General features: G+C 49.1%; 14 protein-coding genes. 5 read left to right on the forward strand and 9 right to left on the reverse strand.

The window, feature by feature from the left end; genetic code table 11:
- Positions 1-61 precede the first annotated feature (61 nt).
- On the forward strand, positions 62-574 hold the full coding sequence (locus H6G21_RS17685; RefSeq protein WP_190574736.1) for an isoprenylcysteine carboxylmethyltransferase family protein: 513 nt from the start codon (positions 62-64) through the stop codon (positions 572-574).
- A 125-nt stretch (positions 575-699) separates the two neighbouring features.
- Positions 700-1,152, forward strand: coding sequence for a DUF2214 family protein (locus tag H6G21_RS17690; protein ID WP_190574737.1), 453 nt, complete (start codon positions 700-702; stop codon positions 1,150-1,152).
- On the opposite strand, the gene cysK is transcribed toward H6G21_RS17690, so the two are convergent.
- The 4 genes from cysK to H6G21_RS17710 form a co-directional block, all read right to left on the reverse strand.
- On the reverse strand, positions 1,106-2,137 hold the full coding sequence (gene cysK, locus H6G21_RS17695) for a cysteine synthase A (protein WP_190574738.1): 1,032 nt from the start codon (positions 2,135-2,137) through the stop codon (positions 1,106-1,108). The two genes, H6G21_RS17690 and cysK, sit on opposite strands and share 47 nt — an antisense overlap.
- A 155-nt stretch (positions 2,138-2,292) precedes the next feature.
- Positions 2,293-5,031: a sigma 54-interacting transcriptional regulator gene (locus H6G21_RS17700; RefSeq protein WP_190574739.1), complete on the reverse strand. Its 2,739-nt coding sequence runs from the start codon at positions 5,029-5,031 to the stop codon at positions 2,293-2,295.
- A 40-nt stretch (positions 5,032-5,071) separates the two neighbouring features.
- Positions 5,072-5,422 (reverse strand): hypothetical protein, encoded by a 351-nt coding sequence (locus H6G21_RS17705; RefSeq protein WP_190574740.1) that lies wholly within the window; start codon positions 5,420-5,422, stop codon positions 5,072-5,074.
- 120 nt (positions 5,423-5,542) lie between these two features.
- The gene (locus H6G21_RS17710) at positions 5,543-6,847 is read right to left on the reverse strand and encodes an FAD-dependent oxidoreductase (protein WP_190574741.1); all 1,305 of its coding nucleotides are present in this window, start codon (positions 6,845-6,847) and stop codon (positions 5,543-5,545) included.
- A 464-nt stretch (positions 6,848-7,311) separates the two neighbouring features.
- Here H6G21_RS17710 and H6G21_RS17715 point away from each other — a divergent pair, with 464 nt between their 5' ends.
- Positions 7,312-7,956 (forward strand): L-threonylcarbamoyladenylate synthase, encoded by a 645-nt coding sequence (locus H6G21_RS17715; RefSeq protein WP_190574781.1) that lies wholly within the window; start codon positions 7,312-7,314, stop codon positions 7,954-7,956.
- 18 nt (positions 7,957-7,974) lie between these two features.
- On the opposite strand, the gene hpxO is transcribed toward H6G21_RS17715, so the two are convergent.
- From hpxO to uraH, 3 genes are all read right to left on the reverse strand, one after another.
- Positions 7,975-9,135 (reverse strand): FAD-dependent urate hydroxylase HpxO, encoded by a 1,161-nt coding sequence (gene hpxO, locus H6G21_RS17720; RefSeq protein WP_190574742.1) that lies wholly within the window; start codon positions 9,133-9,135, stop codon positions 7,975-7,977.
- A 76-nt stretch (positions 9,136-9,211) separates the two neighbouring features.
- A complete protein-coding gene (gene uraD / locus H6G21_RS17725; protein WP_242041909.1) occupies positions 9,212-9,715 on the reverse strand; it encodes a 2-oxo-4-hydroxy-4-carboxy-5-ureidoimidazoline decarboxylase in 504 nt (167 codons plus the stop codon).
- 73 nt (positions 9,716-9,788) lie between these two features.
- Positions 9,789-10,148, reverse strand: a complete 360-nt coding sequence (uraH, locus tag H6G21_RS17730; protein ID WP_190574743.1) for a hydroxyisourate hydrolase — start codon at positions 10,146-10,148, stop codon at positions 9,789-9,791.
- A gap of 150 nt (positions 10,149-10,298) precedes the next feature.
- Here uraH and H6G21_RS17735 point away from each other — a divergent pair, with 150 nt between their 5' ends.
- Positions 10,299-10,703, forward strand: coding sequence for a gamma-glutamylcyclotransferase (locus H6G21_RS17735; protein WP_190574783.1), 405 nt, complete (start codon positions 10,299-10,301; stop codon positions 10,701-10,703).
- 19 nt (positions 10,704-10,722) lie between these two features.
- On the opposite strand, the gene puuE is transcribed toward H6G21_RS17735, so the two are convergent.
- Positions 10,723-11,643: an allantoinase PuuE gene (gene puuE / locus H6G21_RS17740; protein ID WP_190574744.1), complete on the reverse strand. Its 921-nt coding sequence runs from the start codon at positions 11,641-11,643 to the stop codon at positions 10,723-10,725.
- Between the two features lie 277 nt (positions 11,644-11,920).
- Between puuE and H6G21_RS17745 the strand changes: the two genes are divergently transcribed.
- Complete coding sequence (locus tag H6G21_RS17745; RefSeq protein ID WP_190574745.1) at positions 11,921-12,118, forward strand: rubredoxin; 198 nt, start codon at positions 11,921-11,923, stop codon at positions 12,116-12,118.
- Between the two features lie 601 nt (positions 12,119-12,719).
- Here the strand turns inward: H6G21_RS17745 and H6G21_RS17750 are convergent.
- Complete coding sequence (locus tag H6G21_RS17750) at positions 12,720-13,136, reverse strand: hypothetical protein (protein WP_190574746.1); 417 nt, start codon at positions 13,134-13,136, stop codon at positions 12,720-12,722.
- Positions 13,137-13,195: the final 59 nt, after the last annotated feature.

Raw genomic sequence — 13,195 nt, forward strand, 5'->3', positions numbered from 1 at the left:
TCATTCATAACCAATCATTCATAACCAATAAATTATCCAATTTTCCATTGCGAGATTAACCATGAATCAATTCAAAGAATGGGGCTATTCCACCCAATGGTGGCGGGGCAAGCGGGGGGAATATTGGGTTATGGGACAGATGATTCTCTTCATCACTTTTGTGTTGCTGCCTGTCTATCCTTTCCTTTCCAGAGAACCGCTATCCCCCCTGTGGAATTATAGTGTTTGGGGCCTCACAGGACTATTGGGTTTAGTGTCCATTGTCCTGTTAGTGGGCGGCGTGCTGAAACTGGGAGGTAATTTGACCCCCTTACCCCATCCAAAAGACGATGGCGAATTAGTGACGATCGGCGTTTACAGCATCGTCCGCCATCCGATTTACAGTGGCGTGATTTTTGCCGCGATCGCCTACAGTTGCTGGCGGTGGAGTCTGAGCCACGCGATCGGAGCCGTGATTTTCTTGCTATTTTTTGATCAGAAAGCTAAGCAAGAAGAATCCTGGCTCAAGACGAAATTTTCCGATTATGAAAATTATCAATCCCGCGTTAAAAAGCTGATTCCTTGGATTTACTAAAATCGCCACAATAGGAGCAACCTCAGAATTTTCTAGACGGCACAAATCGCCCTATTCATCCCTGAAAAAAGCCATCTGTGGTTAAATACCCATAGGATTCTAACGAAATCACGATCGAGATCACTATGTGGCAGAGTGCGATTACAGCCTATTTACATTACTTGGGCTTCATGCTGGCCTTTGGAGCCTTAGTTATGGAACATCACCTTCTCAAACCCGACCTCAAACTCCAAGCAGCTTGGCAACTTCTTATCGCCGATACTATTTATGGCCTCTCGGCATTAATGGTTTTGGTTACTGGGATTTTGAGAGTTCTTTATTTTGGTAAAGGCACCGATTACTATTTGAGTGATCCCGTTTTTTATACCAAGATTGGAATTTTCATCATCGTCAGCCTACTGTCCCTATATCCCACCTTTTCCTTCCTCTCCTGGATCAAAGGATTACGGAACCAGACACCTCCCCCGTTGGCTTTACCCCAAGTGCAACGCCTATCCTGGTTCATCCGAGGAGAGCTATTAGGATTTGCGCTCATTCCCCTATTTGCTGCAATGCTTGCACGAGGCATTCATCCATAACCCCAAGCTGTTCATTCTCTAAATCCCCAACATCCGGAGGGTTTAGAGAATCGATCGACTGCCAGAGGGGAGTGCTCAAGTAACGCTCGCCATCACTAGGTTGAATCCCTACAACTAAACGATCTCGATAGGTCGATCGTTGCCCAATTTGTAGGGCTGCGAACAGAATTGCCCCAGTGGAAATTCCACCCATAATTCCTTCCTGGGTCGCAAGCTGTTTACCGATGTTGTAGGCTTGTGATTCACTAACAGTAATAATTTCATCAATCAAATCTACCCTTAGGACATCGGGAATGAAGCCTGCACCGATACCTTGAATATTATGAATACCCGCTGGCTGGTGGCTGAGAACCGCACTAGCAGCAGGCTCGACGGCAATGATTTGAACACTAGGCTTCTGCTGCTTGAGGTAGCGCCCAGCTCCGGTGAGGGTTCCTCCCGTTCCCACCCCAACCACGATCGCATCCACCTCGCCATTGGTATCCTGCCAGATTTCTGGGCCAGTTGTGCGGTAATGGATTTGTGGATTAGCAGGATTGCTAAATTGCTGGGGAGAAAAAGCCTTAGGGATACTGGCAAGCAACTCATTGGCGCAGGCGATCGCCCCTGGCATATCAGCATAGGTCGGAGTCAACACCACTTCCGCACCATAGGCCCGTAATAATTGTTGGCGCTCACGGCTCATATTTTCCGGCATCGTCAAAATAAGACGATACCCCTTGGCTGCACAAACCATCGCTAGACCAATTCCTGTATTTCCGGAGGTCGCTTCAATAATCGTGGTGTGTCCCGGTTGAATCAAACCCGCTGCTTCTGCGGCATTGATCATACTGATAGCAATCCGATCTTTCACCGATTTAGTTGGATTCATGCTTTCCAGTTTAAGCACAATCTGCGCAAGACACTGGTATTGCTGTGGGAGCCGCTGAAGTTGCACTAACGGAGTACGACCAATCAATTCGGTAATGTTGGTATGAATAGTCATGATGAAAATCAGGATTACAAAACAAGAATGACAAAATCGGTATCAGTTTTAGAAGAATGCAATGATCAATGAGTTAATTTTTATTTAATAAAGAATTTTGAAAAATATATAATTAGGATTAACCACACTTCTGATTGGAATTCATCACAAATTCATCACAGAATCAACTTGAAAAAAATCAACGTCAAACTCATCATACAGAGCAAATGGGGTAGATTATGAATCCACGATCGCTGAGTAATTCGTAACAGTGGATAAACACTAAATCCTAAACCTGATAGCAAGGTTAATCCCTGTAAAAACTGAGCAACATCTATACTCCAAGTTAAGGTTGGCCAACCTAGTCCACTGAAACCAAATGTTCTTGCCATGACCGGGAGAATTTGACCCGCTTCCGTCATGGCAGCAGGAGTGTAGTGAGCAAGATTAGCCGCAAGGGTGATGGGTAAATAGGCATAAATTACGGTTAAATAATCTGGCATTTGCCGATCGAACAATCGAGCGAACTGATGCACTATGTAGGTCAACAGCATTGGTAAGCTCAATATCCCCAACACCCAGGGAAGTCCAGTCCACAAATGATTAGCATCAATACTCCAGTTAGCCGCACCTACCAGAGCTAAGATACGATCGCTATGGTGCATGAACACACCACCCAATAATAGCAACAATAGAGCAACTTCCGCCCCAAAACCACGGTGATCTTCTAATAAATCCGTGGCTGGAAAGCGTAAATTTAATTGCACCGATCGATTCGGACAAGCTTTCAAGCACGTCATACATAACACACAATCACGATTATCCTGCAATTGCGCGGGATGGGAATAGAGTGGACACCCCCCCGTAGCTTGACCTTCGTTCGGTAATGCATCCTTGAAACTCACTGGCGTTGCATCACTCCCTTTATAGCAACCAAACGTACTACACTGAGTGCCACAGATTTGTTGGGTCGATCGTAGTTCCAGCAATGATAGTTTTGCAAACAAACCATTCATTCCACCAATGGGACAAAGATAGCGACACCAGACACGGCGTTCATAAATCACACTCCCAATGACCGCCCCCGCAGAAATCACCACTAGCAACCAGGACGACAAATAGGGGGTATGGGGCAAATCCCAAAACTTTTCCCATAGATAAATCAACAAGAATCCCCCAAACAGTAGCCATGCCCCCCAGCGATTCAGCCACTTCGTTGGCCAGGGTAATAACGGCCTCGGCCACAACCAGAGCGAAATTTGCCGGAACCACTCCCCCGTAATCATAAAAGGACAAATTGCACACCACAATCGTCCAACAAACAAAAATAAAAATAAATACAAAGGCCACCACCAAGCCCAAAAAAGATTCAGCGTCATGCTGGCATCCCGAGTTTGGGGACCGATATACCCCATCACGGTGACGGGTATAAACATCAGCATTACAACCATCCAGAAACCCTTAGGCCACCATGAACTCAAGAGCAAACGCCGTAGCCAAGGTAACTGTTCCAAGAGGTCAATGCGGAAGGCATTTTTCTTCGATTGTAATGACCATAATACTTGTTCCGGAATCACCGTTTGGTCTACAGGCGTCATGATCACCGCCCGTTTCAGAATACCTGCTAATTCAGGTAAGTTGCCAGGGTAGTCATAACTAAGCAAGCGACGAAGATCAGCCTGACTGAGTTGCAAGACTGAGCGCCCCTGCGCCTGACAGAATTGGGCAATCAAACTGTCCGCAAATGCAGGAATATCACTTTTGCGCTGAGCCAGCGTATATAACTTGAGCCGATGGGCAGAAATTTCCGGCAAGGCGATCGGGTAAGGACTGGCCAAAATCAGCCTCGCCCAAGAGGCCACAGGCCCAACTTTGAAATCATCAATTTTAGGATTCCCTTGAGCATTGACAGTAGAATCCGTCAAATTAGCCTGCGCTCTGGTTGTATTCAGCAAAGGATTTCGCAGGAAATGCCCCGTTTTCAGATAGTGGATCAGCCGATCGTGATCCGCCGGAGACAACATCTGTACCTGATCCAACAACACCGTGCCCCGCTCCAGTAACTCGATGACCCCCGCAGCTTCCCCGTCCCGACCAAAAATCACATCTGAACTGACAAAGCCAGTCGTATCTCGCGGCAGTTGGGTGCAGTCGATTTCCACAAAGGGTCGATCGCGCAAACCTGACTGCTGATGCAAATAACCAGCCAAGAACGTTTTTCCGGTTCCATTGGCCGCTTGAAACACGATCGGCTTCACGTCTTGGGCCGCTAGTTCAATCTGTTGAATCAACTTCTGAGCCGCTTTACTGGCCGCGATCGGCGTTATATTGTGGGGTGTAGAACAAATCCAGTCTTGTAATCCCTGAATACGAACTTGTTCCTGGGAGATCCGTTGAGTAAACTCAGCCAAGTCCTTGACTAAGAGTTGGCTGATCAAATTGAGAATCGCCGGAAAGGCTTGACTCAATTGGAGTAAACTCGATCGCCCCAGAAACCAGATTTCGCTAGCACTCACTGCAATCGCACTGGTTTGATAGGTCACTGCGATGGAGGCAAGATCCTCGCCCCCATCAGTCATCAAACTAGAGACTAAGGGGACATAACCAAACACATCCCCGGCCTGATGGTAAAGAATATGGGTTTTTCCCACAGCGGAGGCGCGATAAATTTCCACACTGCCCCACTTCAGCCAATAGAGCCCGATCGCCCCTTGACCTTCCCGGTAAATTTCTGTCCCGGCAGCCACTTTCATGGACTGTAGAGACTGGGCAATCGCAGCTAAAGTCAGATCATCCAATTGCCCCCACACCCGATGAAAACTCAGCCACTCTAAAGAGTCCTCTGCCATAGCGGGATTGGTGGCAGCGCCGTCCTCTGTCACCGACCCCAATGGTAAAAGGATAACTTCACCCATTCTCTTTGACATTACACACTATGATGGCTCAACTCAGCAGTTAAGGTTTCACTTGCAATGTCCGATCTAGTTCTGCCAGCAAATCCACCAGCCGTTGTTTCACCGAATCAAGACTGATTGCCGGATTATCCTCAATACCCATCGCCGTCAATTGCAACCCAATCTCCACCGCATCCTGGGGACTAAAACTTAACACCAACATTTGTGATGCAGTTTTATGGGGATCCACTTCCAAATTGAGGTGAATTTCCGCTGGGTTTTGGGCTTCTTGACCCACGATCGCGCCAATCCGCGACACTTTACTCCCTCGCACCGTCATCACATCTTCCACATGGCCCATCACGGTGATGTTGCCCGTCGTCAGATCATGGGTGACATATTTGACCGTCATAAGATTGCCTCCTCATTGTTGTAGTTGCCGTTTTCCAATTCACCTTGCCTCAAACTGATCAGTCTTTCCCAATCGATAAAGCCCTCATCATCATGAACTCATCATGAACTCATCATGAACTCATCCATTGGCAATGCGCTGGGAGAGGGTACTCGGCTGCGATCGCACCAGATCGACCCCAAATAACGCCTTTAACCCCGACCGCTCAAACCAAGGAACCGCCGCCCCTAAACGCATCTTGGTCATAAAGTATTGCTCAAAGGCCGCTTTGCCCCAAACCACCCATTTGCCTTGCACCGCATAGGAATAGCGACGTTTTCCAGTCTCTGAGTCAGGCAGCACAGGAGCCGCAACATAGAGAATGCCCGTCTCCCCAAACTCCGCAAAGCAAATGGCTTCTAACGTGGGGATTTGCGGATCGGCCTGAAGGGCTCCCAACGAGACTGCGATATTATGGGCCACTGCCATCCCCATAGCTTCCGTCATTTGGCCACTCTTGGGCATCCCGATCGGCACTAGAGACTTCTCCGGCTGCGCCAGAGCTACACTAACCCCCAAGGCATAAATCTCAGGGAACTGGGAATGCTGGTGGGTCGCCGTAATGGGAATAAACCCTTTGTCATTGCCCAAACCCGGTGCATCGAGAATAAATTGCACACCTCGGAACGCTGGCAAAATCATCGCGTAATCTTGGGCAATCTCTCGCCCATCCTCTAGCGTAATTTTATCGACCGTCACTGATGTAATTGCAGCATTGTTAATAATATTAATATTGTGTTTACGCAATAAGTTTTCCGTCAATCGCTGCGCATTTTTCACGCCACTCACCCCTAAATGTCCGACATAGGGTTCTGGTGTCACCAAGGTGAGGGTAGCTTGCTGGCGTAATCCTTTGCGCCGCAAAATCCAATCAGCCATCAAGATAAACTCATAGGCTGGCCCAAAGCATCCCGCTCCCGGTGCCGCCCCCACCACCAACGATCCAGGGTTTTCCAAAAACTTGAGCCAAGCAGCCCTAGCCTCCAAAGCATGTTGAGCGGAGCAAATCGAATGGGTATAACCTCCGTGGGGCCCCAACCCAGGAATGGCGTCAAAGGCAAATCCTGGCCCCGTCGCGATCGCCACATAGTCATACTCAATTACCTGCCCATTGGCTACCGTAATGCGCCGTTGATGCGGATCGAGAGCAGTTACCGGGCTATTGACAAAGTCTAACCTGTGCTTTTGCGCCAAGGGTTGCAGCTCTAACTGAAAATGATCGATCGAATCAAGATCTAACGCCACGCGAACCAGCCCCGGAATAAACATAAATTTGGGCTGCTCGGAAATTAGGACCACTTGATGTTCAGCAGGCAAAAGCTGTCTCAGTTCGTAAGCCGTGGGCAGTCCACCCAAACCAGCTCCAATCACAACAATTGTAGCCATAGGATATGAATTCTCCTAATTCATCAATTCGGGAATAGGCATTACGGGAATGTGCATTCATCGGAAATATGCACTAATCGGTCATCCCGACAGGAATAAAAACGCAATGGAAGGAGAAGGAATTATGGAAAGGAAACGTCAACAGGACTACGCAGCCATTGACTGCCCATGCCAAATTTTGCTGCCTAAGGGAAACCGCCTTCAATCGAGGAACAGCAGAGAAACAGCAGAGAAACGGCTTTCAATGCTGAAACTACCTGACCTGATTATCTAATATAACCATATAGTTATTCAAATTAAAAGCGATCGGTTCAAGAAGTTTTACAGAGTCCTTTGATCCGGTGAACCCCAGACTGGTAAGCTGAACCCATGAACTGGTTGCAGATTTGACAAATTGCGTGTTTGAAAAACTACGGGTTTGATGAATGACGTGGCCAGTGTTCTTTTTGGAATCCGTCTTGGCCATGGCTCAGATCTATTCGCTGCATCCTGAAAATCCCCAACTTCGCACCGTCGAGATGATTTGCGATGCCCTGCGCAAAGGGGCAGTGATGCTCTATCCCACCGATACCCTCTACGCGATCGGCTGCGATCTCAACTCCAAAACTGCCGTCCAGCGGGTGCGTCAGATCAAGCAAATGTCCAACGACAAGCCCCTGACCTTTTTGTGCCCGTCCCTCTCGGACATCGCCCAGTATGCCGTCGTCAGCGACAGCGCCTATCGCCTCATGCGGCGGTTGATTCCAGGGCCGTACACCTTTGTTTTGCCGACCACGCGCCTCGTGCCCAAACTGGTGATGCATCCCAAACGCAAAACCACCGGCATCCGCGTCCCGGATTCCCCCATTTGCCTCGCCTTAATGGAAGAACTGGGAAATCCGATTATTTCCACCAGCGCCTATGCCCTCGCCTTGGAAGAGGAATTTGAGCCACCCCAGATGGCCGATTCTCGCTTTGACCTCTTTGATTGCTTCGATAATCTGGTGGATGTGATTATTGACAGCAACGAAGAACCCTCGGGGCAGATGTCTACCATTATCGATTTAACCGAAGAACCCGAAATTATTCGGCGCGGCAAATCCTGGGAAACTGTCGCGGCCTTAATCTAGCTGGATGAATAGCAACGCTTAATGTAACGGCCCCCCTAAAATCGTTTTTGCGATCGCCCCCGTCACCTCCAAGGGATCTTCTGTGGCCAGTTGGTCGTACCATTGCTGCGTCACCTGCGGATCTTTACCATGGATCATTTCCGCCCGTTGCCGTGCCTTCCTCACCACCGCACTCACGCGATCGCGGCGTTGGCGTTCGTAAAGCTGTAATGCATCTTCCACACCCACATTGGTGGTCACTAAACATTGCGCCAGGACTAAGGCATCTTCCATGGCTTGGCATCCCCCTTGGCCCAAGTCCGGACAGGTCGTGTGAGCCGCATCTCCCAGCAACGCCACACGGCCTTTGACTAAGCGATCGATCGGCCCCATGTCGTGAATTGCGAGCCTTGCCGTTGCCTGCGGATCGACGCCATCGATTAACCGTTGCACAGGTTCTGCCCAGCCTTGGAAATGGTGTTGCAGTTCCGCTTTGACCCCTGCCGGATTCGCCCCTGCCTCCAGCGGCAACGGCACATCAAAAAAGAAGTAAAAGCGATCGTTTGCCACGGGCATCATGGAAGCTCGCTGGTGCTGACCAACGTAAACCACCCAGGTTTGCGACGGCGCGAGATCGGCACTGGCTGCCACTAACCCATTGAAATTGACATAGCCAGCATAGTTGGGATGAAACGGTTGACCCAACACGTATTCCCGCAAGTTCGATCGCACCCCATTGGCCGCAATTAACAGATCGCCCGTTGCACAATGGCCATTTTCAAACCGTGCGGTGACTTGTCGATCGGTCTGCTCAATCTCTACGCAGCAATGGTTTAAATTCACGGTTCCGTCAAAGGCTTGCAGCAAGATGGCTTGTAGATCCGCCCGCGCCACAGGATAGGGACATTGGCCTACGGATTGCACCAACGGAGCCAGATCAATGTCATTCAAAATCCGACCGTCTAACCAACGGTATTCCATCCGAGCCATCCTGCCACCAATCTGAGCAATTTCTCGCCCCAACCCCAACCAGTTCAGCACCTTCACGCCATTCGACCAGAGGGAAATCCCAGCACCCACGGGCCTGAGCTCCTGCACCCGATCGTAGATTTCCACCTCATAGCCCGCCTTCCGTAGAGCAATTCCCGCCGTCAGTCCACCAATCCCCGCCCCAATGACGATCGCCTTTAAACCCTGCATACAATTTCTCCCTAGTAATCATCGAACAATCAATCTGTTGTTGATTCCAGCCATCATCCTAATGCAGACTATCCTGTCATCTCAGACTATCCTGTAATCTAAATTGAGCAATAGTCGCAATTTCTGCCAATGCCGTTTGTTGCTCCTGCTCCGGTGTATTCTGGAGCCGTTGTTCAAAGGCTTCTAGAATCGTTGTCTTGGTATGGTTGCGCACTGCGATGATGAAGGGAAAGCCAAATTTGGCTTTGTAGGTCTGATTGAGGGCCTGAAAGCGATCGTATTCACTAGCCGTGAGTTGATCGAGCCCCACCCCCGCCTGTTCCTTGACCGAGGCTTCAGCCATCTTGGCTCGACTGCCTAAATCCGGATGGGCGCAGATCAGATCAATCTGTTGCGCTGGGGGCAATTGATCTACGATCGCGACCATTTTCTGGTGGAGATCTGTAATACTGACAAAGGGCCGCTGTAACCAAGCCTGTTGAGCAATTCTCGGCGTTTGTTCAAAAATATGCCCCAGGGCTGCTATAAAATCCAGTTCAGACATTGCATTCAATTCGATCAGGGAATAGGTTGGAGCCATACCTAAACTCATAGATACTTCAGACAAACTATCACGCGAGAGACCGGAAGCATAATTTCTAAACTCAGTAAGATTAACTGCCCCGATAGGTCGTATACGACCACGGAGAAACTAAGAGCGGAATATGATAATTTGCATCGGGATCAGAAATTGTAAAGCGAACTGGAACTTCCATCAGAAAGGGGAGATCCGGAAGATTCAGGGGCTGTTGGTCAAAATACTCTTTCACAAAAAAGATGATTTCGTAAACGCCCGTTTTTAACTGTTCGTTGAGCCGTAATGGAACATCGGTACGACCATCTAAATTGGTCACTGCTGTGACTAACAGTTGCCGATCGCCGGATTCGCGATCGTACCGCCAAAGTTGAAGGGAGACCCCTGCCGCTGGGCAGCCTTGGGCCGTGTCTAGAACATGGGTTGTGAGTTTTCCCATTGGTGTTTACCAGGAAAGTGGGTCGATCAAAATTGGAGAGTTGGGAATATTTTATTTTCGTTATAGCATAGGCGTAGTGGCGCATTTGTGCTGGACTGATCAGATTGCAAGAAAACTCAGATCAGGAGAAGACACTTGGGAGAAGACATGATGACTCAGCCCTCCGTTGAATATAAGCGAATTTTCATCTGTGGATCAGCCCTACGGGGACAACCCGACCATGCCAACTTAGGCGATGCGGTATTCATTCGATCTGCGCAGACACAGCCCTTGTACCGTCTCCACGCGGCTGGGGATGGGTGGCATCCCGCCATCTATGCCGTGGACTCTGGCGGAATTTCAATTCCGGGGGAGGTCTACGATTTAACTCTGGCAGACTTTGACCACCTAGCCGCCAATGAGCCGCCCCATATGTATCCCAGCGACGTTGTCTTGGAGGATGGGGAAGTTCTAACCGCATTTTTATATCCCCAGGAATTGATCGAGCAGTTTAACTGGCCCGATATTTCCCACCACGGCGGTTGGGCCGCCTACAAAGCCGCCGCCAGCCAGTAGTCTCGGCTCTTCGGTGCATTTAGAATGCCGTTGGTGGATGGTGTTGGTGCCAATGGTGCGCAATATCCATCCGCCGACACAGCCATACCCGATCGTGGCCCTGCACATAGTCTAAAAATCGTGCTAAAGCCGCCGATCGGCCCGGTCGTCCCACCAAGCGACAATGTAGCCCCACACTCATCATTTTCGGGGCAGTTTCTCCTTCGGCATACAGCACATCAAAGGCATCCCGCAGGTAGGCAAAAAACTGATCGCCGGAATTAAAGCCCTGACTGGTGGCAAAACGCATATCGTTATTATCCAGTGTGTAGGGGATCACCAAATGGGGCGTGCCGTAGTCGTAGACCCAGTAGGGCAAGTCATCGGCGTAACTATCGGCATCGTAGAGGAATCCCCCGGCTTCCACCACCAGTTTGCGCGTGTGGGGACTGTTGCGGCCCGTGTACCAACCCAGGGGACGACTGCCCGTGACGCGGGTGTGAATCTCGATCGCCCGTTGTAAATGATCCCGTTCCGCCGCTTCATCAAAATCTTTGTAATCAATCCAGCGATACCCATGGCTGGCAATTTCCCAATCCGCTTGCAGCATTGCCGCCACCGCCTCTGGATGCCGTTCTAAGGCCATGGCAATCCCATAAACTGTCACCGGAATCTGCCGTTGGGTAAACAGCCGATGCAGCCGCCAAAAGCCCGCTCGACTGCCATATTCATAGCAGGATTCCATATTCATATGCCGCAGACCCACAAAAGGTTGGGCCCCCGGAATCTCCGATAGAAACGCTTCCGATGCCCGATCGCCATGCAAAATACAGTTTTCGCCACCTTCTTCATAGTTGATCACAAATTGCACCGCAATCCGAGCTTGGTGAGGCCACTGGGGATGGGGAGGCATCGCACCATAGCCAATCAGATCACGGGGATAAACCGAAGAATTTACCATTGATGTTCCTAACCAGTGCAAGAAATAGTTCCAGTGTAGGCGGTAGCCCGAGTCAAATTCAGTTACCCAGCCATCTGTTTTATACGTTTTTATTCAAATAGCAGCGCGGCCCCACCTCCCACTATAGGCGGACTCCATCCACTCCCTTCTGATAGAGCCGACTCAAGAGTAACCCTTCTATTCTGATGATTGAGGGGCCAACAGTTTCAGTAACTCACCCGCTGTTCCATCCCCTCACCGAACCCAATGCAATTTCTATTCCATCTAGGAGAAAATTATGGATACCTACGTTTGTAAAGTATGTGGATATGTATATGACCCTGCAAATGGGGATCCTGAAGCCAATATTGAACCCGGTCTACCGTTTGCAGTCCTCCCCGAAGATTGGACTTGCCCGCAATGTCATGCAGATAAGTCGGAATTTGATCCAGAAACCGGGCCTATGCCGGGAATGGTCGCACCGATCGGGGAATAGGGTTGTAGAAAATTAACAAACAAGCGTCATAGTTACTCACTCTCTAGTATTCTGTCAATCTAAGTTAAGGGCTAGTGAATCCACTAGCTCTTTTTTATCAGCGATCGAGCAATTTTTGCAGGCTAAATACAGTTTAACTATGGTATTTACCAAACCCATCTTTTAGGAGATTTTTTAAATTAGCTAAACCCTTCTATATAGTGATTGGATGCAGTGACATTTCCGTCACCATAGAAGAGTCAACCATTCGAATCTTTCCAGGTCTTCTCTATGAAAAAGTCTTCTTCCCACGCTTCTGAACTCAATCCTCCTGACAACATTACGCCATCGTTCAAATCAACGATGACTGGAATCCTGACGCTGTTGCCCCTAATAGTTTTATTAGTCGGTCTTTACAGTGGAGCTATCAATCCGTAATGACTAGTCAATAAATTCTTACACCTGAAAATTAAGCATCTTGATGATTCATGATCAAGATGCTTTGTTTCAAGTTAGTTATTGGCGAACATTCAGACAACAATTCAATTTACAGAATCCCCTCATCAAGGTACCCACTGAAAAAAGACTGCCAACTGATCGATTCAGGGTGCAATCGGGTGATCTATTTTTTACCAGTGCTGTCAGTCTGGACTGTCTCTTCCCGCTTATCACAGGTTTCATAGACGATACCCGCCTGAATCTCTCGCCATTCAGGCGTGATCTCCTCTGTACTGGTCAAAATCTCCTGGGCCAAATCCAACCATAGCCCCTGCTGCGTCAGAAAGCTAACCTGCTCTTGCACCATCGCTAAGCCCCGTTTCCCCGATCGCCAAGCCGATTCCCGCACTTGCTTTTGCTGAAAACTTAACTGTGACTTCGCTTTTGGTGTAACGGTTTGGAAATTCGCATACATTTCCGTCGAGTTCTGATGCAGGATCAAACGATACTTTTGTCCTGCCTCCAGATCTGGCCCGGAATACACCATGCGCGTTAGGCCATCCGCATCCGGCAAGAGGCTGACTGGTTGCTCCCAAATCATTTGCCCGGATTCTTTTATTAACTGTACAAATTTCACTTGACCACGCCACACCCAAGTCG

The organism is Alkalinema sp. FACHB-956, assembly GCF_014697025.1.
Classification (GTDB): domain Bacteria; phylum Cyanobacteriota; class Cyanobacteriia; order Leptolyngbyales; family Leptolyngbyaceae; genus Alkalinema.

What these genes read in the sequence shown, in the direction of transcription:
- H6G21_RS17715 (WP_190574781.1), top strand. Translation starts at nt 7,312, where the DNA reads ATGGCTCAGATCTATTCGCTGCATCCTGAAAATCCCCAACTTCGCACC.
- uraH (WP_190574743.1), bottom strand. Translation starts at nt 10,148, where the DNA reads ATGGGAAAACTCACAACCCATGTTCTAGACACGGCCCAAGGCTGCCCA.
- H6G21_RS17710 (WP_190574741.1), bottom strand. Translation starts at nt 6,847, where the DNA reads ATGGCTACAATTGTTGTGATTGGAGCTGGTTTGGGTGGACTGCCCACG.
- hpxO (WP_190574742.1), bottom strand. Translation starts at nt 9,135, where the DNA reads ATGCAGGGTTTAAAGGCGATCGTCATTGGGGCGGGGATTGGTGGACTG.
- H6G21_RS17705 (WP_190574740.1), bottom strand. Translation starts at nt 5,422, where the DNA reads ATGACGGTCAAATATGTCACCCATGATCTGACGACGGGCAACATCACC.
- H6G21_RS17745 (WP_190574745.1), top strand. Translation starts at nt 11,921, where the DNA reads ATGGATACCTACGTTTGTAAAGTATGTGGATATGTATATGACCCTGCA.
- H6G21_RS17690 (WP_190574737.1), top strand. Translation starts at nt 700, where the DNA reads ATGTGGCAGAGTGCGATTACAGCCTATTTACATTACTTGGGCTTCATG.
- H6G21_RS17750 (WP_190574746.1), bottom strand. Translation starts at nt 13,136, where the DNA reads ATGATTTGGGAGCAACCAGTCAGCCTCTTGCCGGATGCGGATGGCCTA.
- uraD (WP_242041909.1), bottom strand. Translation starts at nt 9,715, where the DNA reads ATGGCTCCAACCTATTCCCTGATCGAATTGAATGCAATGTCTGAACTG.
- H6G21_RS17700 (WP_190574739.1), bottom strand. Translation starts at nt 5,031, where the DNA reads ATGGGTGAAGTTATCCTTTTACCATTGGGGTCGGTGACAGAGGACGGC.
- H6G21_RS17685 (WP_190574736.1), top strand. Translation starts at nt 62, where the DNA reads ATGAATCAATTCAAAGAATGGGGCTATTCCACCCAATGGTGGCGGGGC.
- puuE (WP_190574744.1), bottom strand. Translation starts at nt 11,643, where the DNA reads ATGGTAAATTCTTCGGTTTATCCCCGTGATCTGATTGGCTATGGTGCG.
- H6G21_RS17735 (WP_190574783.1), top strand. Translation starts at nt 10,299, where the DNA reads ATGACTCAGCCCTCCGTTGAATATAAGCGAATTTTCATCTGTGGATCA.
- cysK (WP_190574738.1), bottom strand. Translation starts at nt 2,137, where the DNA reads ATGACTATTCATACCAACATTACCGAATTGATTGGTCGTACTCCGTTA.